Origin of the sequence: Collinsella aerofaciens (assembly GCF_019131995.1) — a bacterium.
GTDB lineage: Bacteria > Actinomycetota > Coriobacteriia > Coriobacteriales > Coriobacteriaceae > Collinsella > Collinsella aerofaciens_S.
This window is the reverse complement of the sequence record NZ_JAHONA010000007.1, coordinates 35,531-54,440: the sequence shown is the minus strand read 5'-3', so window position 1 is coordinate 54,440 and position 18,910 is coordinate 35,531. Positions and strand designations below refer to the sequence as shown.

Below are 18,910 nucleotides of genomic sequence, written 5' to 3'. Positions count from 1 at the left end.
TAAACTAACACGATGATATGTTACCTATGAAAGGAGACCGGATGCCGGGCGAGAATTTTCCTGGCGACAGGATCGTGAGTCTTGTCGACGAGCTCGAGGGGCTCATCGAAGAGGCTAAGACGCCGTTCGGCAAGAACGCCCAGATGAAGGTTATCGATGCCGACGTCTTCTTTAACATCCTCGACGAGATCCGCATGAGCTATCCCGAGGAATGGCAGAAGTCCCGCCGTATCCTCAAGGAGCGCGAGGAGCTTATGGCTTCCGCCGCCGCTCAGGCCGATTCCATCATCGCCGATGCTCAGCAGCAGGCGCTCACCATTGCCGGCGAGCAGGAGATCGTCCGCTTAGCGCAGCAGCAGGCCGACGACATCCGCGACCGTGCCCAGCAGTATGAGCGCGAGACGCGCTATGCCGCCGAGGATTACGCCGAGCAGGTCTTTACGCACCTCGAGGAGAACCTCAAGAGCCTGACCGGCACCGTCACCCGTTGTCGCCAGCAGCTTAACGAGGGTGCCGCCCAGCAGAATGGTCAGTGGTAATGGCTGAGTTCCCGAACGTTACCGTCGATCTTTCCGAGCAGCTCGAGTTTCCCGGAGACTCGTATCCGCTGACCGGCAAGGTCGATGTCGCCGCCTATACGGTGGGCGAGAAGGAGTACCAGCTGCAGGACGGCATTGACTACGACGTGGTCTTTACCAATGCCGGCACCGGTGTTCTGCTTACGGGCATGGTCCGCGCGCACGCAACCGGTGAGTGCGACCGTTGCCTGGAGCCCGCTTCGTTTGATATCGCCGGTGAGATTGAGGAATTCTATCTCTTTAACGAGCCCGAGGACCCCGAGGCCTACGAAGACGGCTACGAGCTGCTGGGCGAGGATCGCATCGTCGATCTGGGCGAGCCCATCAACGACGCGGTCGTCATGGACACGCCGTTCGTTGTCCTGTGCAAGCCCGATTGTCGCGGCCTGTGCCCCACCTGCGGCATCAATCTCAACGTCGAGCAATGCGATTGCGCCGCTCAAGCAGAGGCCGAATGGGCCGCTGCCACGGAAAATCCATTTGCAGCATTGAAGAATCTCAAGCTTGACGAGTAAAACTGTGGTAGTATCGCTACTTGCGCGTAATCGCCACACTGGATAGTTCATAAGGAAGGTCACTATGCCCGTACCTAAACAAAAGCAGGGTCGTATCCGCACTCACACCCGCCGTTCCGCCAACATGAAGATCTCGGCTGCGGCTCAGTCCACGTGCCCCCGTTGCGGCGCTGTCAAGCTCCCGCACCACGTGTGCCCCAGCTGCGGTTTCTACAAGGACCGCGAGGTTATCGTTACCGAGTAACTGTATACTCTGGATGTGATGCCGTTCCAACTGGAACCACAATGGCCGGCTCAATGAGTCGGCCATTTTTGTATAAGGAGCATGTATATGAGTAACGTTCGCGTTTGTGTAGACGTTGTGGGCGGAGACGAGAAGCCTCAGGTTGTCCTCGACGGTATCGAGGCGGCGCTTGCGGCGGATCCCGATATCGAGGTCTTGGCCGTCGGTCCCGCAGAGATCGTGAACCCCTTTGCCGCGGCTCACGCTCGCGTTGAGGCCTTGGAGGCGCCCGATGTCATCGCCATGGATGACGATCCCATTCGAGCCGTGATGACCAAGCGCAAGTCCTCGATCGTGCTTGCCTGCCGAGCCATTAAGAAGGGCAACGCGGATGCGTTCTTCTCTGCCGGCTCCACTGGCGCCATGACCGCTGCCGCTACCGCCTACGTGACGCCGTTTAGGTATCAGGCCGAGGGCAAGAAGCAACCGGTACGTCCGTGCCTCACCAACGCACTGCCCAACCGCGCCGGCGGCCTGACGGTTCTGTGCGACATGGGCGCCAACCCCGATGTCGAGGTCGACGACATGGTGCGTTTTGCCCAGATGGGTAGTGCCTATGCACGCGTCGTCTTGGGCATTGAGTATCCCCGCGTCGGTCTGCTCGGCAACGGCACCGAGGATGAGAAGGGCTCCAACTTTACCAAGGCATGCTTCCCGGCCATGAAGGCCGCGGTTCCCGGCTTTGTGGGCAACTGCGAGGGCACCGACCTGACCTCGGGTAACTTTGACGTCGTCGTTGCCGATGGCATGTCGGGCAACATCGCGCTCAAGGCAACCGAGGGCGCCGCTAAGTTTTTGCTGCAAGAGCTCAAGGGTGCCTTTATGGCTTCGCTCGGCACCAAGATCGCCGCGCTGCTCATCAAAAAGCAGATGCGCGAGATCAAGGCAAAGCTCTCGGGCGATGCTAAGGGCGGCGCCATTCTGCTGGGCCTGCGTGGCGTGGTCCTGATCGGCCACGGTGCCACCTCGGTCGAGGCCGTCAAAAACGGTACGCTTGCCGCGGCGGAGGCCGTGCGCGCCGGGCTGGTCGAGAACGTCGCCAACTCTATGGACGGCATCGTTTTGTAGGAGCGAGTTAGAGCGCTGTTATGTGCCTCGCGGCCTTCGTCGTGGGGTAGAATCAAAACCGTGTCTTGGCGCTGCGCTTGCGGCGCCAGCTCGTTGATGTTCACGCAATACGAGAGGAAGCGCTATGGACCGCTCCGAAATCTTCGATAAGATCGCCGAAGTCGCCGCTGACGTTCTGGGCGTCGATGTCGCCGACATTAGCGACGAGACTACCTTTGACGATCTCGATGCCGATTCGCTCGAGCGTCTGCAGCTGGTGACGGCCATCGAGGACGAGTTCGACCTCGAGATCGATGACGAGACCCTGCTGTCGCTCAACTCTGTCGCCGACGCTGTCGACGCTATTGAAAACGCCAAGGAGGCCTAAGTCTTGGCATTATCTGAACGACTTGCACGCGCCCAGGAAATCCTGGGCCACGAGTTCAATAACAAGGTGCTGCTGCGCGCGGCGCTCACGCACCCTTCTGCCGTGGAAGGTCAGCCCGTCTCGGCGAGTTATGAGCGCCTTGAGTTTTTGGGCGATTCCATTTTGGGCGCCGTGGTTGCCCGCTCACTCTTTGAGTCCTATCCGGAGTTTGACGAGGGCAAGCTTACGCGCCTGAAGGTGTCGCTCGTCTCGGGCGCCACGCTGTCCGAGGTGTCCCATGAGCTGGGCATCGACGACATCATCATCTTTGGTGCCTCCGAGACCGGCACGGGCGCGCGCGGTCTGCACTCGGCGCTCGAGAACGTCTACGAGTCGCTCGTGGGCGCCCTGTACCTGGATGCCGGCTGGGATGCGGCGGCGGAGTTCATCCACCGCACGCTTAAGCCGCACCTGGCCTCCGAGCGTGCCGAGCACCCCGCGAACCCCAAGTCGTTTTTGCAGGAGTGCGTGCAGGCCGACGGCCACGAGCCTCCCGCGTATAAGCTGGTCGGTTCCGAGGGCCCCGCGCATGCGCCCACCTTTACCGCTGTGGTGCTCATCGACGGTATTCGCCAGGGCCGCGGCACCGGTTCCTCCAAGAAGGAGGCCGAGGGGGCCGCTGCGCTCGAGGCACTCGACCGCATGGGCTACACCACCAACGGCGTGATTCTCAACAAGAAGCCTGTTTAAGCGAGGAACCGTGTATCTCAAGTCCCTCACGCTCAAAGGGTTCAAGTCGTTTGCCGACCGCGCCCACATGACGTTTGAGCCGGGCCTGACCGTCATCGTCGGTCCCAATGGCTCGGGAAAATCGAACATCTCCGACTCGATTCTGTGGGTCCTGGGCGAGCAGAGCGCCAAGCAGCTGCGCGGCCAGGCTATGGAGGACGTCATCTTCTCGGGCTCGTCGGCGCGCAAGCCGGTGGGTGTTGCCGAGGTCACGTTGGTGCTCGATAACTCGGACCATATGCTGCCCGTCGACTTTGATGAGGTCGCCATCACCCGTCGTATGTATCGCTCGGGCGAAAGCGAGTACCTCATCAACTCGAGCCCGTGCCGCCTGATGGACATCCAGGACATCTTGCACGATTCGGGACTGGGCAAGGATACGCACTCCATCATCAGCCAGGGCAAGCTCGATGCCATTTTGCAGAGCCGCCCCGAGGAGCGCCGCGCCCTGATCGAGGAGGCTGCCGGCATCTCCAAGCACAAGCGTCGCAAGGAGCGTGCGCTCAAAAAGATTAAGTCGATGGACGAGCACCTGACCCGTGCCCGCGATATCAACAAGGAAATCGCCCGTCAGCTGCGACCGCTGGAGCGTCAGGTCGATCGCGCGCGCAAGTACAAAGAGCTGTCCTCGCGCGCGAACGAGCTTACGCAGATGCTGGCCGTCGATGAGCTTCGTTCGCTGCAGTCGCAGTGGAACGACCTGGAGAGCCGCTCCAAGGAGGGCGCTGCCGAGCTTGAGCTCGCGCAGTACCGCCTGGGTGAGAAAGAGCGCGAGCTCGAGAAGCTCCAGGTCATGCTCGAGGAAAAGGGCCTGTTTGTGGGCGACTTGGGCGAGCAACGCCGCCATATGCAAGATGTGGTCGGTCGCATTAACTCCGACATGCGCCTGCTCGAGGAAAAGGGCCACAACATGGTGTCGCGCCTGTCCGACATGCGCGGCCAGATCTCGAGCTCCGAGCATCAGCGCCGGCGCGTGGTCGAGGAGCTCGAGGATGCGCGTGCCCAGCTCGAGGAAGTGACCGGTGCGCACATGCAGGCCCAGGACGACGTCGACGCCGCCGGCCCTGCCGCCGCCGAGCTTCACGAGCGCCGCGTGGCGCTTGATGCGCAGATTTCGCAGCTTACGCGCGAGCAGCGCGATGTGCAGCGCGTTGCCGATAATGCTGCGCTCGAGCTCGCTAAGATAAAGGATTCGCTTTCCAATGCCGAGGTCGAAGACAACATGTATGCCTCGCGCCTGGAGCAGATCGATGAGCAGCTCGAGGAGGTCACGGCATCGCTTGATAGCCGCCGCAACCGTGTCGAGGAGCTTGAGAGTGCGCTTGAGGCGGCCCGTCAGGCCCAGAGCGATGCACGCGAGGCCACCGAGACGGCGCGCGCTGCCCTCAAGGACCTGCGTGCCCGCGAAGGCGAGGCACGCAACAAGCTGTCCGAGGTGCGCTCGGAGCTTGCCAGCCAAAAGAAGCTTGATGCTCGCATGGCCGACAGCTCGCCGCTCGTAAGCCGTCTGGTGGGCGCGCTGGGCGACGATGTCTCGGGTCGTCTGGGCGATGTGCTCGAGGCACCTCGTGAGCTTGAGGGCCTGGTTGAGCAGCTGCTCGCCGGCGATATCGATGCCCTGTTGTTCGATAACGCTGCCGCACTTGAGCGCGCCGGTCGCGCTGCGCTGGACCAGAAGAAGGCCTCGGGCGAGGCGCTGCTGGTGGCGCGCAGCGTGAGCGGCTCTGCGGCTGCCGAGGGTGCCGCCGGTACCCGTCTTGTTGATCGTCTGTCCGTGCGTGCGGGCTACGGTCCGGTCGTCGAGGCATTGCTCGGCGACTATTACGTGGTCGATGACTTGGCTGCCGCGCTGTCCGCGCCGGTCGTTGATGGCGTGACCTATGTGACTCCCGATGGCGCTCGCGTTGCCTGCGGCGGCCTGGTTCGCGTGGGGCTTGATGCCGGCGAGGCTTCGGGCGCCCTGGAGCGCAAGCGTCGTATCCGCGAGCTGGAGGGCCTGGAGCCCGATCTTACTGCCGCGTTTGAGCATGTTTCTGATCAGGTCGTCGAGGCCAATGCGGCCGTTGAGGAGGCCCGTGCTGCCGAGGGCGATGCTGCCGGCGAGATTGCCCGCCTTGAGGGCGAGCGTCGCTCCCTGCTGTCCGAGATCGGCCGCCTGGAGCAGAGTGCCAACAACGCCGAGGTCGAGCGCGTGCGTATTTCCAAGCGCCGCGAGCAGGCTGCCGAGGCCGTTCGTGCTGCACGTCCGCGCGTGGATGAACTTACCCGTTCGCGTGACGAGGCTCGTGCGCAAGCGAGCGATCTGGGCTTGCAGATTGCCGAGGCCAATGATGAGCTCGATCGCGTGCGCCGTGATGATTCCGAGGCAGCCGGCAAGCTCGCCGATGCTAAGGTCCGCCTGGCCCAGACGAGCGAGCGCCTGCGTTCGCTGAAGGGCCGCGTGCCCGATCTTGAGCATCGCCTGGAAGGCATCGACCGCCGTATCCGCGGAACACGCCAGGCCTCGCGCTCGCTTGAGCTGCTGCGCCTTCGCGTCGATCCCATGCACGAGCGCTATTCTGCCCTGTTGGAGCGCGCCTCGGACTGGGCTGCGCGCTTGCGCGATCAGGCAACGCTTGAGGAGGCGGACTCGGCTTCGCTAAAGAAGACCATCGAGGACGCCAAGACCGAGGTCGCCCGCGCCAAGGAGCGGGTCGATGCTGCCACGGCGACGCAAAACGAGTTCAAGGTCGCACGCGGCAAGCTCGAGGTGCAGGTCGAGGCTGCCATCAAGGCCATCACCGCTGATGGCACTACGGTGCTCGAGGAAGCGCTCATGCTGCCGGCGCCCACCGATCGCGACGCTGCCGAGCGCGAGCTCAACCAACTCGTGCGCCAAATCAACAATCTGGGCCCCGTGAACCAGGTTGCCATGGAGGAGTACGAGCAGCTCAAGCGCCGCGCCGATTACATCGAGGAGCAACTGGCCGATCTGGAGAGCGCGCGCAAGGCGCTCACCAAGATCACCGTGGCGATCGACCGCAAGATGCGCAAGGCGTTCCTGGTGACGTTTGAGAAGGTTGATGCGAATTTCCGCGAGATCTTCGCCATGCTCTTCCCGGGCGGTCAGGCTCATCTGGAGATGACCGATCCCGAGCATCCTGCCGAGACGGGTATCGAGGTCGTGGCGCAGCCGCGCGGCAAGCGCATCACCAAGATGATGCTCATGTCGGGCGGCGAGAAGAGCCTGACGGCGCTCGCCGTGCTCTTTGCCGTGTATCGCACGCGTACGGTGCCGTTCTATGTGCTGGACGAGGTCGAGGCGGCACTCGACGACGCCAACCTGTCCAAGCTCATCGGCGCCCTCGATGTGCTGCGTTCCGATACGCAGCTCTTGGTAATCTCGCATCAGCGCCGTACTATGGAGGACGCTGACGTCCTCTATGGCGTCTCGATGCAAGCCGACGGCGTCAGTCGCGTCGTCTCGCAAAAACTCGATCGCGAAACCGGAAAGGTCGTGAATGCATAATGGGATTCTTTGACGCACTCTCGCGCGGACTTGAGCGCAGCCGCGAGGCCCTCAACGAGGTCTTCTACTTTGGCGGTGAGGTCGACGAGGATTTTTGGGAGGATCTTGAGGACACCCTCGTCATGGGTGACATGGGCGCCGAGGTCGCCATTCAGGTCTCCGATGACCTGCGTGACGCCGCCGCCAAGAAGAACCTCAAGACCGCCCCGCAGCTTCGTCGCGCCCTGGCCGAGCAGCTCGAGGGCCATTTTGTGCCTGTTGAGCGCGACCCGTTTTCCGATACGCCGAGCTGCGTGCTGTTTGTCGGTATCAACGGCGCCGGCAAGACCACTACGGTCGGCAAGATTGCGAGCGCCATGGCCGCCCGCGGCAAGAACGTGGTGATCGGTTCGGCCGACACCTTCCGCGCCGCCGCTATCGAGCAGCTCGATGTGTGGGGTCAGCGTGCCGGCGTACCGGTTATCAAGCGTGACCGCGGCTCCGATCCTGCGAGCGTGTGCTATGACGTGCTCGACGAGGCCGATAAGCGCGGCAGCGACCTGGTGCTCATCGATACCGCCGGTCGTCTGCACACGAGTCCCGAGCTCATGCGCGAGCTCGCCAAGGTGGTCAATGTGACCCGTAAGCGCGCCGCCAATATGGCCGCCGGTCCCATGCCTGTCTCGGTCGTGCTTGTGATCGATGCCGCTACGGGTCAGAACGGTCTGAACCAGGCTCTCGAGTTTAACGAGGCGCTGGGCCTGGACGGTATTATCATGACTAAGCTCGACGGCACGGCTAAGGGCGGTATCGCCATGGCCGTGGCCGAGAAGCTCAAGCTCCCGATCCTGCGCATCGGCGTGGGCGAGCAGGTCGATGACCTGCAGGAGTTTAACGCCAAAGATTTCTGCCGCGCCCTGGTGGGCGAGTCCAACTAAGGAGTAACCAGTGTTTGATTCCCTGAGCGATCGCCTCAACGACACATTTGACCGCCTGCGCGGCAAGGGTAAGCTGACCGAGGCCGATATTACTTCGGCCATGCGCGATATTCGCATGGCCCTGCTCGAGGCCGACGTTAACTTTAAGGTCGTCAAGGAGTTCGTCGCCAAGACCAAGGAGCGCTGCATGACCGCCGAGGTCATGGAGTCGCTGTCGCCGGCGCAAAACGTCGTCAAGATCGTGCTCGACGAGCTCACCGAGATGCTCGGCTCAACCGAGAGCAAACTCGTCTTTAGCAACCGCATTCCCAATGTCATCATGCTCGTGGGCTTGCAGGGCTCCGGTAAGACCACGGCGGCCGTAAAGCTGGCCTACCTGCTCAAGAAGCAGGGCCGTTCGCCGTTGCTCGCCGCGTGCGACGTCTACCGTCCCGCCGCTGCCGACCAGCTGGCCACGCTCGGTGGCGAGATCGGCGTGCCGGTCTTCCGCGGTGACGGAGCGCACCCGGTCGATATTGCCAAGGGCGCCATCCAAGAGGCCGTCGATCACCTGCGTGACGTGGTCATCGTCGATACCGCCGGTCGTCTTCAGATCGACGAGCAGATGATGCAGGAGGCCGTCGACATCAAGAAGGCTGTCAAGCCCGACCAGGTGCTGATGGTCGTCGACGCCATGACCGGCCAGGACATCGTCAACGTCGTCTCGACCTTCGCCGATCGCACCGACTTTGACGGTGTGATCATCTCCAAGCTCGACGGCGATGCCCGTGGCGGCGGCGCACTTTCGGTGCGTCAGGTGACCGGTAAGCCCATCAAGTTTGTGAGCATGGGCGAGAAACCCGATTCGCTTGAGCCGTTCTATCCCGATCGCATGGCCAAGCGCATTCTGGGCATGGGCGATGTTGTCGGCATTATCGAGAAGGCCCAGGAGGCAGCCGATGCAGAGCAGCTTGAGGCTGCCGAGCGTATGCTGCGCGAGGGCTTCACCATGAACGATATGCTCGACCAGATGAAAGCCGTCAAAAAGATGGGCGGCATGAAGGGTATCCTGGGCATGCTTCCCGGTGGCCAGCGCGCGCTCAACCAGATGGGCGGCAACCTGGACGAGGGCATCTTCGATAAGAACGAGGCCATCATCATGTCGATGACCAAGGAGGAGCGCCTGCGTCCCTCCATCATCAACGGCCAGCGCCGCGCGCGTATCGCCAAGGGCGCCGGCGTAACCCCCACCGAGGTCAACAGCCTTATGAAGCAGTGGGGCGAGATGAATAAGATGATGGGCCGCATGCGCACGATGGCCAATCAGGCACAGGCCGGCGGCAAGAAGGGCAAAAAGGGTAAGAAGGGCAAGAAGATGCGCATGCCCAATATCCCTGGCCTGGACGCTATGGGTCTGGGCGGCATGGGCGGCCTGGGTACGGGCGGTCCTAAGTCCGATATGGAGCTGCTGCGCCAGATGGAAGCGCAGATGCGTAATAAGAAATAGGGCTGTAATTCCAGCTTGATATGGCAAAGGCCACTCGGAAGCTACCGGGTGGCCTTTGTTGTTGGCTTTGATTGTTGGGTTGAGTTCGGCGTCGCGCCCCGAGCTCGCGGTGTCGTGCCGTTAGTGGCAGCTGCAGCCCTCGTGGCCCTCGTGCTCGTGATGGTCGTGGCAGCTGCAGGACTCGCCGTGTTCGTGGGCGTGGTCGTGGTCATGGCCGTGGCAGCCGCACGTGGCCTCGCCGTTCTGTGCGAGCGTGCCGGCGATAAGGGCCTCGACGCAAACGTCGCTGTTGCCCTGGGCACCTGCGTATACCGTGATGCCGGCTTGGGCAAGCGCGTTGATAGCGCCACCGCCGATGCCGCCGCAGATGAGCGCGTCCACGCCACCGTTGGCGAGCAGGCCCGCAAGGGCACCGTGGCCGGTGCCGCCGGTGCCCACGACCTGTTCGTTGAGCACCTTGCCGTCCTGGATGTCGTAGATCTTGAACTGCTCGCTGCGGCCAAAGTGCATAAAGATGTTGCCGTTGTCGTACGTGGTTGCCACCCTCATGGTGCCGATCTCCTTTGCTGGCCATGCGGCCGTTGTCGTGGTAATGGGGGAGTATGCGATGTTACCGCCTTCGATGACGATCGCCCGTCCGTTGACCAGCGCGTTTGCCACCTTGCGATGCGCGCGGCTGCTAATTGCCGCCACCGTGGCGCGCGCGATGCCCATCTGCTGCGCGACTGCCTCCTGATTGAGGCCTTCCAGGTCGCATAGGCGTAGGACTTCGAGCTCGTCGACCGTCATGTCGATGGCGTCTCCGCTGGCAAGGCCGTCGGGGGTAAAGCCGCGATATTCGGGGATGATCCCAACACGGCGCAATTTTTCGCGTCTTCCTGCCATGCGCACTCCTTATCTGACATATGTCAACAATAGAATAACGCGTGTGCGCTGCAGAGCAAGGCATTTTTGGCATATGTCAGAAAATGAGGGCTTATGTTTGGGCTGTGGGGCCGCGTGTGCCTGGGCTACAATGAATCTCGCTTGTAGGCGACTGACAGGAGGGTCAATGAGCAAGGCTGATCAACAGTTTGTAACCATGTGCCGCGATATCTTGGACCATGGCACCACCACCGAGGGCCAAAAGGTCCGCCCGGTGTGGGAGGATGGCACCCCTGCCTATACCATTAAAAACTTTGGAGTTACGGCGCGCTACGACCTGCGCGAGGAGTTCCCGGCGCTCACGCTGCGTCGTACGGCGCTCAAATCTGCCATGGATGAGATCCTTTGGATTTATCAGAAGAAGTCCAATAACGTGCATGACCTCAACAGCCATATTTGGGATGAGTGGGCCGACGAGACCGGCTCTATCGGCAAAGCCTACGGCTACCAGATTGGGCAGAAGAGCCATTATGCCGAGGGTGACTTTGATCAGATGGACCGCGTGCTGTACGACCTCAAGCACACGCCGTACAGCCGCCGCATCATGACCAACACCTATGTGTTTAGCGACCTGTCCGAGATGCACCTGTATCCGTGCGCCTACAGCGTGACGTATAACGTGACGCAGCGCCCGCAGGACGACAAGCCGACGCTCAACATGATTCTCAACCAGCGTAGCCAGGATATTTTGGCCGCGAACAACTGGAATGTGTGCCAGTACGCCATTTTGCTGATGATGGTTGCGCAGTCGGTCGATATGATTCCCGGCGAGCTGCTGCACGTGATCGCCGATGCCCATATTTACGACCGTCATGTCGATATCGTTCGCGAGCTTATCGAGCGTCCGCAGTTTGCGGCGCCTAAGGTAACGCTTAACCCTGACGTGCACGATTTCTATGCGTTTACGACCGATGATCTGATCGTCGAGGGCTACGAGCACGGCCCGCAGGTCAAGAACATTCCCATTGCGGTGTAGGTGACGCGCATGACGTGTAAGCTTTCTGCCATTGTCGCCGTGTGCGACGACTGGGGCATTGGTTGCGAGGGTGACATGGTGGTGTCCAATCGCGCCGACATGCGTCATTTTGTGGCGTGCACCAAAGGTTGCCCGGTCATTATGGGACGCAAGACGCTGCTGAGTTTTCCCGGCGGGCGTCCGCTCAAGAATCGTCGCAACATTGTGCTCACGCGCGACGAGGGCTTTGCCCCCGAGGGCGTTGACGTGGTGCATAGCATTGACGAAGCGCTCGCCGCGGTTGCCGATGAGGCTGTTGCATGGGTGCTCGGTGGCGGCGATGTCTATCGGCAGTTTTTGCCGTATTGCGTGGAGGCCGAAGTTACGCATAACCATTGCGTGCATGACGTGGATACGTACTTTCCCGATCTGGATGCCGATCCCGCGTGGGAGATTGCGCGGCGTTGCGGTGTTGCCACGATTGCCGCCGACGAGGGCGACGAGGGCGTCGATTATGAGTTCGTGACGTATCGTCGCGTTGAGGCGTAAATCGTCTGGCGTGAACGGTATCATCGGGTTGTTTGAATGCATGGGGCGGCGCTTAGCGTCGCCTCGTTTGGTATAGATGTACTGTAAAGAAGGGTGCGGGCAGGCTGCTATGACTGATGCCGTTGAGGTGCTGCGAATCGATTCGCTCGAGGACGAGCGGCTTGATGCCTACGTGCGACTGACCGAGCGTGAGCTGCGCTGCGTGCTGGAGCCGCAAAAGGGCATCTTTATCGCCGAGAGTGCCAAGGTTATCGAGCGCGCAGTGCGTGCCGGATACGAGCCGGTGAGCTTTCTTTTGGGCGAACGCTGGCTCGACCAGATGATGCCGCTGTTTGAGCGCCTGGTTGTGCGCGAAGGTGCGGGCCCGGTTCCCGTGTTCGTGGCCTCGATGGAGCTTATGGAGCAGCTGACGGGCTTTAACGTGACGCGCGGTGCGCTCGCGGCGTTCCGTCGCCCGCGTCAGATTCCGGTTGATGAGTTCTTGGGCGGCGTCGTCGAGGCGGCGGGGGAGCGCCCGGTGCGCGTGTGCGTGCTCGAGGGTATTGTCGACCACACCAACGTCGGCGCGATTTTCCGCTCGGCGGCTGCGCTGAACGTCGATGGCATTTTGGTGAGCCCTACGTGCTGCGATCCGCTGTACCGTCGCTCGGCCCGCGTGAGCATGGGCACGGTGTTCCAGGTGCCCTGGACACGCATTGGCAGCGAGGCGCGCGTATGGCCGCATGATGGGCTGGCGGCGCTGCACGATGCCGGCTTTTCGTGTGCCGCGATGGCGTTGACGGATGATTCGGTGTCGTTGGACGATCCCGCGCTGCAGGAGATTGACCGCCTGGCAATCTTTATGGGCACCGAGGGTGCCGGCCTGGGCGCCAAGACCATCTCGGGCTGTGACCGAGCCGTGCGCATTCCGATGGCGCACGGGGTCGATTCGCTTAACGTGGCCGCGGCAAGTGCTGTCGCCTTTTGGCAGCTGTGCCCGCATGTGAGCAACGAGTACCACTACCAGCCGGGGCTGTATCACTAGCGGGGTGCTCTCGAGCTTTGCCGCCAGAGGTGTTTCGACTGCCTTCGGTCGGTGTTAAGCTGATAGCGGCTTTGCCGTACTATTGATGTGTTGTATGACGTACGCTAGTGGGGAGGGCGTGTGGCTAAGAAATCTACGGCTATCGATGTAACGCAGGGTGTCATTTGGCAGCAGCTGCTGTCGCTGTGCGTTCCCATCTTCTTTAGTTCGTTCTTTCAGCAGGCATACACGCTTATCGGTACCTATATCGTCGGTCAGTTTGGCGGCAAGCTCGCGCTGGGTGGCATTCAGGCCACGATGGTGCTCACCGAGCTCTGCATTGGCTTTTGCGTTGGCGTCGGTGCCGGCTGCGCGGTCATTACGGGCCAGTTTTTTGGCCAGCACGATGACGAGCGCCTGAGCCGATCGGTCCATACGGCCATGACGCTCGCGCTGGTGGGCGGCATCGCCTTCTCGATTCTTGGCATAGTGTTCGTTGAGCCCATGCTGGTGCTTATGAACACGCCGCATGAACTATTGGCCGAGGGCGTGGCCTATGCTCGTTGCTATTTTGCCGCTATGGTTGCGGCGCTGCTGCTCAATATGGGAACGGCATTGCTGCGCGCCGTGGGCGACACGCGCGGGCCTGCTGTGATCATCGCCTCCGGCTGCCTTGTTAATGCGGTGCTGGATGTCATCTTCGTTGCCGTGCTTCATATGGAGGCTCTGGGCTGCGGCATCGCGGTGGCGCTGACCATTTGCTCCAATGCCACGATGATCGTGATTCGTATGATGCACGCACCGGGTGCGTGGCGGCTTTCACTGTCCAAACTCGGCATTGATCCTGCTATTTGTAAGAGCATGATCTCGTGTGGTCTGCCACTTGGCTTTCAGTCTGCTGCGTACTCGATTTCCAACGTTTTGATTCAGGTGTCGGTCAACTCGTTTGGTGCCGATGTCACCACGGCGTGGGGTCTTTCGGGCCGCCTGGATGGCATTGTCTGGATGGTTACCGAGGCGCTTGGCGTGTCGATCACCACATTCTCGGCACAGAACTTTGGCGCGCGCAACTACGAGCGCATGCGCAAGGGCTACCATACGTCGCTCGTGCTGTCGTTTATGCTCATTGGTGGCCTGTCTGCCGTGCTGCTGGTATTCTCGGGTCCGCTGTCTCGTCTGTTTGTCGACGATGCTTCGATTTCGGCGTACACCACGACCATCCTCCATTTCATTGCGCCGTTCTATGCGATTTTCTCGATTATCGAGAACGCGTCGGGATCCATTCGCGGCGCCGGCGTGAGCTTGCAGCCCATGCTGCTCACGATTTTTGGCACCGTCGTGCTCAGAGTGATCTGGGTGTTTGCGATTATGCCGTTCGACCCGTCGCTTGAGCACCTGCTGCTGGTCTACCCCGTAACCTGGCTCATCACCGCAACCATGTTCACCATCTACCACCACAGCGGCAACTGGCTAGGTCGCGCCACCGCCTAGCTCATCCGTCGGATACCCCTGATAAGTTGCGGTGAAATAGTTCCTGAAAAGTCCTTGCGGACCGTCAAACAAGTACTATTCCACCGCAACTTCCTTATGAGCTTTAGGTGTTGGCGGAAAACGAATCAATTAGTATTCGATGCCTTGGCGGGCTAGGAGACCTTCATCGAAGTAGTGTTTGACGGGGCGCATTTCGGTTACTAGGTCGGCAAGGTCGGCGAGGGGTAGCAAGCCGCGGCCGGGGAGCACGAGCTCCGTGGTGGCGGGCTTTATCGCAATCAGTTCCTCGACATCCTCTCGCGCCCCAAAGCAGCCGTCGTCTTGCCCTTGCCGTCGCCTGTATAGATTTGAACCTTGCCGACTTACAGTGATGCCATCTCTGTCCTTTCGTGCCCGGCGTCGGTTTATCGTCGCTCGGGTTGGGTATTCTAGAAACCATTATCAACCCCAGTAGATGGAGTTCAAGCAGATGGAGATGGATGACAACAAGCGTAGACGGAATATGATCCTCTACGTGCTCATCGCCTTCGTCGTCTACCTCGTGCTCTCGACCGTTCTGTTCCCCAACATCGGTCACACGCAGCAGATTACGAAGACCGATTACTCGACGTTTGTCAAGGCGCTCGATAAGAAGAGTGTCGACAAGGTCGAGTACAACACGGACGATTACTCGATTTATTACACCAAGAAGGGCGAGGACGAGAACATCGCCTATAAGACGACCGGTGTGCCGAACGATGCGGGCTTTACCGATCGCGTGCTTGAGTCTGGCGCTTCGCTGGAGTCGGTCGTTCCCGATAAAAACTCGGGTTTGATGACCTACTACCTGCTCACACTCATTCTTCCCATGGCGATTTTCTTCCTCATCGGTTGGTGGCTCAACCGCCGCATGAAGAAGGCTATGGGCGATGACGGCCCGTCGATGAACTTTGGCGGCGGCGGTTTTGGCGGCGGCGGACTGGGTAAGTCCGGCGCGCGCGTGATCGCCTCCAAGGACGTGGGCGTGACCTTTAAGGACGTCGCCGGCCAGGAAGAGGCCAAGGAGTCTCTCAAGGAGGTCGTCGACTTTCTGGAGAAGCCGCAGCGCTACGAGGAGATCGGCGCCAAGCTGCCGCGCGGTGCTCTCCTTGTTGGCCCTCCGGGTACCGGTAAGACCCTGCTTGCCAAGGCTGTTGCCGGCGAGGCCGGTGTTCCGTTCTTTAGCATTTCGGGCTCTGAGTTCGTTGAGATGTTTGTTGGTCGCGGCGCTGCAAAGGTTCGTGACCTGTTTAAGCAGGCCAAGGAAAAGGCCCCGTGTATCGTCTTTATCGATGAGATCGATACCATCGGTAAGAAGCGCGATGGCGGCGGCTTTAGCGGCAACGACGAGCGCGAGCAGACGCTCAATCAGTTGCTGACCGAGATGGATGGTTTCGATAACCACAAGGGTATCGTTGTCCTTGCCGCAACCAACCGCCCCGACAGTCTCGATCCCGCTCTACTGCGCCCCGGTCGTTTTGACCGCCGCATCCCCGTCGAGTTGCCCGATCTGACCGGCCGTAAGAACATCCTCGAGCTCCACGCCAAGAGTGTGAAGACCGAGCCGCCGATCGATCTGACCACGATTGCCCGTGCCACGCCCGGTGCCTCGGGCGCCGACCTGGCCAATATCATCAACGAGGGCGCCCTGCGCGCCGTTCGCGAGGGTCGCAAGCGTGCAACCCAGGACGACTTCGAGGAGTCGGTGGAGGTCGTCATTGCCGGCCAACAGCGTAAGTCCACGGTGCTGTCCGACCACGAGAAGCAGGTCGTTTCTTATCACGAGATCGGCCATGCCATCGTTGCTGCTCGCCAGAAGGGCTCTGCGCCGGTCACGAAGATCACCATCGTGCCGCGCACGAGCGGTGCTCTTGGTTATACCATGCAGGTCGAGGAGGACGAGCGCTTCCTGACGACGCGCCAGGAGGTCTTGGACAAGCTCGCCGTCTACTGCGGCGGCCGTGCGGCCGAGGAGCTCATCTTTGGCGAGATGACGACCGGTGCCGCCAACGATATCGAGCAGGCCACCAAGCTCGCCCGCAATATGGTGACTCGCTTTGGTATGTCCGACGAGTTTGGCATGATGGCGCTCGGTACCGTGCAGAACGCGTATCTCAACCAGGACACGTCGCTCACCTGCGCCCCCGGTACGGCCGAGCGTGTGGACGCGATTGTCGCTAAGCTAATCGAGGACGCGCACGATCGCGCTCTGCAGATCCTCAAGGAGAACAAGTTCAAGCTCCATGAGCTGGCTCGTTATCTGTACAAGAAGGAGACCATCACGGGCGAGGAGTTCATGAACCTCCTCACGCGTGAGAATCCGTTGATGCCCAATCAGCAGTAACGCCGCGGCCGATCCAGTAAACGCCGACGCCCCATTTGAGCAGCTTTCTCAAATGGGGCGTTTTGCTTGAGAGGGATGGAAATGAAGATCGTGGTGAGCGCCTGTTTAATGGGCGAGAGCTGCAAGTATAACGGGCTCGACAACTATCATCGAGAGCTGATCGAGGCTTGCGAGCGCACGGGGACCGAGGTCCTCTTGGTGTGCCCTGAGGTCTTTGGCGGCCTGCCCACGCCGCGCAAGCCGTCCGAGATTGTGAACGGCGAGGTCCGTACCTGCGAGGGCATCTCGGTTGATCGCAAATTTCGCCTGGGTGCCCAACGTGCGCTCGATATGTGCGAGCAGGCAGGCGGACCGGAAGAGATAGTCGCGTGCATCCTTCAGGACCGCAGCCCCTCGTGCGGTGCGGGTCACATCTACGACGGCACCTTTAGCGGTACGCTCACCGCGGGCAACGGTGTTTTCGTCGACCTGCTCCTGCGCCACGGCTACCGTGTGATCCCGGCAAGCGAGTTCGACCCCAGCATGTTGGAGCAATAAAAACCACCACAAAGGTGCCTGTCCCCTTTGTGGTGGTTTTGGGTTAGAGCTAGAGCGTGTGTCCGTAGGCGTTGGCGGCCTTGATGGCGGCGGCGAACTTTTCGTCAGTGAAGGGCTCAGGGTTGCCCTGCTTCCACTCGTTGGTGGCGTGCGCGTATTCGCACAGGGCAGGGATGTCGGCCTCGGAAAGCCCGACCTGCTCAAGCGTCACGGGCAGGCCCATCTGCTTGTTAAAGGCGGCGTAGCGCACAAGGTTCTCGGTATCGCCCGTATAGGCAAACAGGACGAGCACGCCCAAGCTCACGACCTCGCCGTGCAGATAGGTTCCCTCGCGCGCAATGCTGCACGTCGCATTGTAGAACGCGTGCGCCACGCTCGAGTTGTAGTAGTAATCGTTTTGGTTGGTCAGGTTCGAGACATAGCCCGTGTTGACCACGATGTCGAGCGCGATCTGCTTTACGGCCTCGGTCGACAGGTCTTGGCGCACGTCCTCAAGACCCTGGACGCCATAGGTAAACAGCGGCTCGGAGCAGGTGTGGGCGAGTGCCAGGCCAAGACCGGCGGTGTGCTCCAAATTACCGGCGCTCGTGGCGTACTCGACCTCGGGCTGCTTAGACAGGGCATCGCCCACGCCGGCCCAGAAGTACTCTGCCGGTGCCTCGGCGATGATCTTGGGGTTGATGAAGATGTGCGCCGGTCGGTTGGGGTACGAATAGCCCTCGAGCGAGCCATCGTCATTGTAGACAACGGCAATGGCGGTCGCGGCCGAGCAGTTGGAGCAAATCGTCGGTACGGTAAAGACGATCTTCTTGAGCTCGATGGCTGCGGTCTTCACGGTGTCGAGTGCCTTGCCGCCGCCACATGCGATGAGCGCGTCGGCTTCCTGGCAGGCAGGGGAGTTCACGACCTTGGCGATATTGGCACGCGTACTGTTGGTGCCATAGACGCGCGTCTCCAGGACCTCGACATCGGTACCTTCAAGTGCCGCCTCGATTCCCGGCAGCGCCGCAGCCAGGGCTCGCTTGCCGCCAATGATGGCGACCTTGGTCGCTCCGTACCCGGCCAGTGCGGCGGGCAGCTCGGTAAAGCAATCCTCGCCAACGGTATAATCACTCATTCCAATCGTGCGCATGGCAACCTTCTTTCTTTCGATAAAGTGCTTTCAGGTATTTTGCTCCTAGAGAAGGTCCACAGCCGCGAGAAATTTCGAACGTATAAAACCAGTGTTGAGGGTTTTTCGCCGGCGCGGAACGTGCTAGCATACTCCGCATAAGCGTTGATGGGGACGAGTAGTCGGCCGTCCGCATGCCACAGAGAGCGGGGAGCGCTGAGAACCCGTGCATGCGACCGATGAAAATCACCCCGGAGCTGCGGTCCCAACGGACGTGCCGCGCAGGCACGTCTTAGTAGATATCGCCGAGATGGTCGTCGATACAGGCCAGCCGAGTAACGGATGCGAGCGCGCGAATACGCGGGCGAGGGCATCTAAGCTGGGTGGTTAAACGAAGAGCTTTTGCGGGCATACAGCCCGTTTTTGTGGCGCTTCGTCCCAGCTTGTAGGGACGGGCGCTTTTTTGGTGCCCAACGGGCGTGCGCGCC

At 60.9% G+C, this 18,910-nt stretch carries 18 protein-coding genes and 1 pseudogene; 15 read left to right on the top strand and 4 right to left on the bottom strand.

Annotated elements, in window-relative coordinates:
* The first annotated feature begins 41 nt into the window (after positions 1-41).
* From KSY82_RS03625 to ffh, 9 genes are all read left to right on the top strand, one after another.
* On the top strand, positions 42-539 hold the full coding sequence (locus KSY82_RS03625; protein WP_022094019.1) for an ATP synthase subunit B family protein: 498 nt from the start codon (positions 42-44) through the stop codon (positions 537-539).
* Positions 539-1,093, top strand: a complete 555-nt coding sequence (locus KSY82_RS03620; protein ID WP_035138128.1) for a YceD family protein — start codon at positions 539-541, stop codon at positions 1,091-1,093. Before KSY82_RS03625 ends, KSY82_RS03620 begins: the two co-directional genes overlap by 1 nt.
* Positions 1,094-1,157: 64 nt before the next feature.
* Positions 1,158-1,337, top strand: coding sequence for a 50S ribosomal protein L32 (gene rpmF, locus KSY82_RS03615; protein ID WP_022094017.1), 180 nt, complete (start codon positions 1,158-1,160; stop codon positions 1,335-1,337).
* Between the two features lie 87 nt (positions 1,338-1,424).
* Entirely contained in the window at positions 1,425-2,444 is a 1,020-nt protein-coding gene (plsX, locus tag KSY82_RS03610) for a phosphate acyltransferase PlsX (protein ID WP_217750061.1), read from the top strand.
* 124 nt (positions 2,445-2,568) lie between these two features.
* Complete coding sequence (locus KSY82_RS03605) at positions 2,569-2,811, top strand: acyl carrier protein (protein ID WP_035138134.1); 243 nt, start codon at positions 2,569-2,571, stop codon at positions 2,809-2,811.
* A 3-nt stretch (positions 2,812-2,814) separates the two neighbouring features.
* On the top strand, positions 2,815-3,540 hold the full coding sequence (rnc, locus tag KSY82_RS03600) for a ribonuclease III (protein ID WP_217750060.1): 726 nt from the start codon (positions 2,815-2,817) through the stop codon (positions 3,538-3,540).
* Between the two features lie 10 nt (positions 3,541-3,550).
* Complete coding sequence (smc, locus tag KSY82_RS03595) at positions 3,551-7,087, top strand: chromosome segregation protein SMC (protein WP_217750059.1); 3,537 nt, start codon at positions 3,551-3,553, stop codon at positions 7,085-7,087.
* Entirely contained in the window at positions 7,087-8,004 is a 918-nt protein-coding gene (gene ftsY, locus KSY82_RS03590; protein WP_117564147.1) for a signal recognition particle-docking protein FtsY, read from the top strand. Before smc ends, ftsY begins: the two co-directional genes overlap by 1 nt.
* 10 nt (positions 8,005-8,014) lie before the next feature.
* Positions 8,015-9,490, top strand: coding sequence for a signal recognition particle protein (gene ffh, locus KSY82_RS03585; RefSeq protein WP_117816780.1), 1,476 nt, complete (start codon positions 8,015-8,017; stop codon positions 9,488-9,490).
* 120 nt (positions 9,491-9,610) lie between these two features.
* Here the strand turns inward: ffh and KSY82_RS03580 are convergent, their stop codons facing one another.
* The gene (locus KSY82_RS03580; protein WP_217750058.1) at positions 9,611-10,375 is read right to left on the bottom strand and encodes a DUF134 domain-containing protein; all 765 of its coding nucleotides are present in this window, start codon (positions 10,373-10,375) and stop codon (positions 9,611-9,613) included.
* A gap of 166 nt (positions 10,376-10,541) precedes the next feature.
* On the opposite strand from KSY82_RS03580, the gene thyA reads away from it, so the two are divergent.
* The 4 genes from thyA to KSY82_RS03560 all read left to right on the top strand — a co-directional run bounded on the left by thyA (position 10,542) and on the right by KSY82_RS03560 (position 14,412).
* Positions 10,542-11,390, top strand: coding sequence for a thymidylate synthase (gene thyA, locus KSY82_RS03575; protein WP_055309513.1), 849 nt, complete (start codon positions 10,542-10,544; stop codon positions 11,388-11,390).
* A gap of 9 nt (positions 11,391-11,399) precedes the next feature.
* Entirely contained in the window at positions 11,400-11,918 is a 519-nt protein-coding gene (locus KSY82_RS03570; RefSeq protein ID WP_217750057.1) for a dihydrofolate reductase, read from the top strand.
* A gap of 109 nt (positions 11,919-12,027) precedes the next feature.
* Positions 12,028-12,942 carry a TrmH family RNA methyltransferase gene (locus tag KSY82_RS03565; protein ID WP_217750056.1) on the top strand — a complete coding sequence of 305 codons (915 nt, stop codon included), beginning with the start codon at positions 12,028-12,030 and terminating at the stop codon, positions 12,940-12,942.
* Between the two features lie 120 nt (positions 12,943-13,062).
* Positions 13,063-14,412: an MATE family efflux transporter gene (locus KSY82_RS03560; protein WP_217750055.1), complete on the top strand. Its 1,350-nt coding sequence runs from the start codon at positions 13,063-13,065 to the stop codon at positions 14,410-14,412.
* A gap of 129 nt (positions 14,413-14,541) precedes the next feature.
* On the opposite strand, the pseudogene KSY82_RS10355 reads toward KSY82_RS03560, so the two are convergent.
* Together KSY82_RS10355 and KSY82_RS10350 are read right to left on the bottom strand one after the other, a co-directional pair.
* Positions 14,542-14,700 (bottom strand): annotated as a pseudogene (locus KSY82_RS10355) (cob(I)yrinic acid a,c-diamide adenosyltransferase); the annotation flags it as partial.
* Positions 14,691-14,759: a cob(I)yrinic acid a,c-diamide adenosyltransferase gene (locus tag KSY82_RS10350; protein ID WP_148331513.1), complete on the bottom strand. Its 69-nt coding sequence runs from the start codon at positions 14,757-14,759 to the stop codon at positions 14,691-14,693. The gene KSY82_RS10350 and the pseudogene KSY82_RS10355, both read right to left, overlap by 10 nt.
* Before the next feature lie 122 nt (positions 14,760-14,881).
* Between KSY82_RS10350 and ftsH the strand changes: the two genes are divergently transcribed.
* Positions 14,882-16,774 (top strand): ATP-dependent zinc metalloprotease FtsH, encoded by a 1,893-nt coding sequence (gene ftsH, locus KSY82_RS03550; RefSeq protein WP_217750054.1) that lies wholly within the window; start codon positions 14,882-14,884, stop codon positions 16,772-16,774.
* Positions 16,775-16,855: 81 nt separating this feature from the next.
* Positions 16,856-17,311, top strand: a complete 456-nt coding sequence (locus tag KSY82_RS03545) for a 2-thiouracil desulfurase family protein (RefSeq protein WP_217750053.1) — start codon at positions 16,856-16,858, stop codon at positions 17,309-17,311.
* 49 nt (positions 17,312-17,360) lie between these two features.
* On the opposite strand, the gene KSY82_RS03540 is transcribed toward KSY82_RS03545, so the two are convergent.
* Positions 17,361-18,443 (bottom strand): iron-containing alcohol dehydrogenase family protein, encoded by a 1,083-nt coding sequence (locus tag KSY82_RS03540; protein ID WP_217750052.1) that lies wholly within the window; start codon positions 18,441-18,443, stop codon positions 17,361-17,363.
* Positions 18,444-18,910 lie beyond the last annotated feature (467 nt).

Coding starts and splice junctions, on each gene's coding strand:
- KSY82_RS03625 (WP_022094019.1), top strand. CDS start 42: ATGCCGGGCGAGAATTTTCCTGGCGACAGGATCGTGAGTCTTGTCGAC.
- KSY82_RS03620 (WP_035138128.1), top strand. CDS start 539: ATGGCTGAGTTCCCGAACGTTACCGTCGATCTTTCCGAGCAGCTCGAG.
- rpmF (WP_022094017.1), top strand. CDS start 1,158: ATGCCCGTACCTAAACAAAAGCAGGGTCGTATCCGCACTCACACCCGC.
- plsX (WP_217750061.1), top strand. CDS start 1,425: ATGAGTAACGTTCGCGTTTGTGTAGACGTTGTGGGCGGAGACGAGAAG.
- KSY82_RS03605 (WP_035138134.1), top strand. CDS start 2,569: ATGGACCGCTCCGAAATCTTCGATAAGATCGCCGAAGTCGCCGCTGAC.
- ftsY (WP_117564147.1), top strand. CDS start 7,087: ATGGGATTCTTTGACGCACTCTCGCGCGGACTTGAGCGCAGCCGCGAG.
- KSY82_RS03580 (WP_217750058.1), bottom strand. CDS start 10,375: ATGGCAGGAAGACGCGAAAAATTGCGCCGTGTTGGGATCATCCCCGAA.
- thyA (WP_055309513.1), top strand. CDS start 10,542: ATGAGCAAGGCTGATCAACAGTTTGTAACCATGTGCCGCGATATCTTG.
- KSY82_RS03570 (WP_217750057.1), top strand. CDS start 11,400: ATGACGTGTAAGCTTTCTGCCATTGTCGCCGTGTGCGACGACTGGGGC.
- KSY82_RS03565 (WP_217750056.1), top strand. CDS start 12,028: ATGACTGATGCCGTTGAGGTGCTGCGAATCGATTCGCTCGAGGACGAG.
- ftsH (WP_217750054.1), top strand. CDS start 14,882: ATGGAGATGGATGACAACAAGCGTAGACGGAATATGATCCTCTACGTG.
- KSY82_RS03545 (WP_217750053.1), top strand. CDS start 16,856: ATGAAGATCGTGGTGAGCGCCTGTTTAATGGGCGAGAGCTGCAAGTAT.
- KSY82_RS03540 (WP_217750052.1), bottom strand. CDS start 18,443: ATGCGCACGATTGGAATGAGTGATTATACCGTTGGCGAGGATTGCTTT.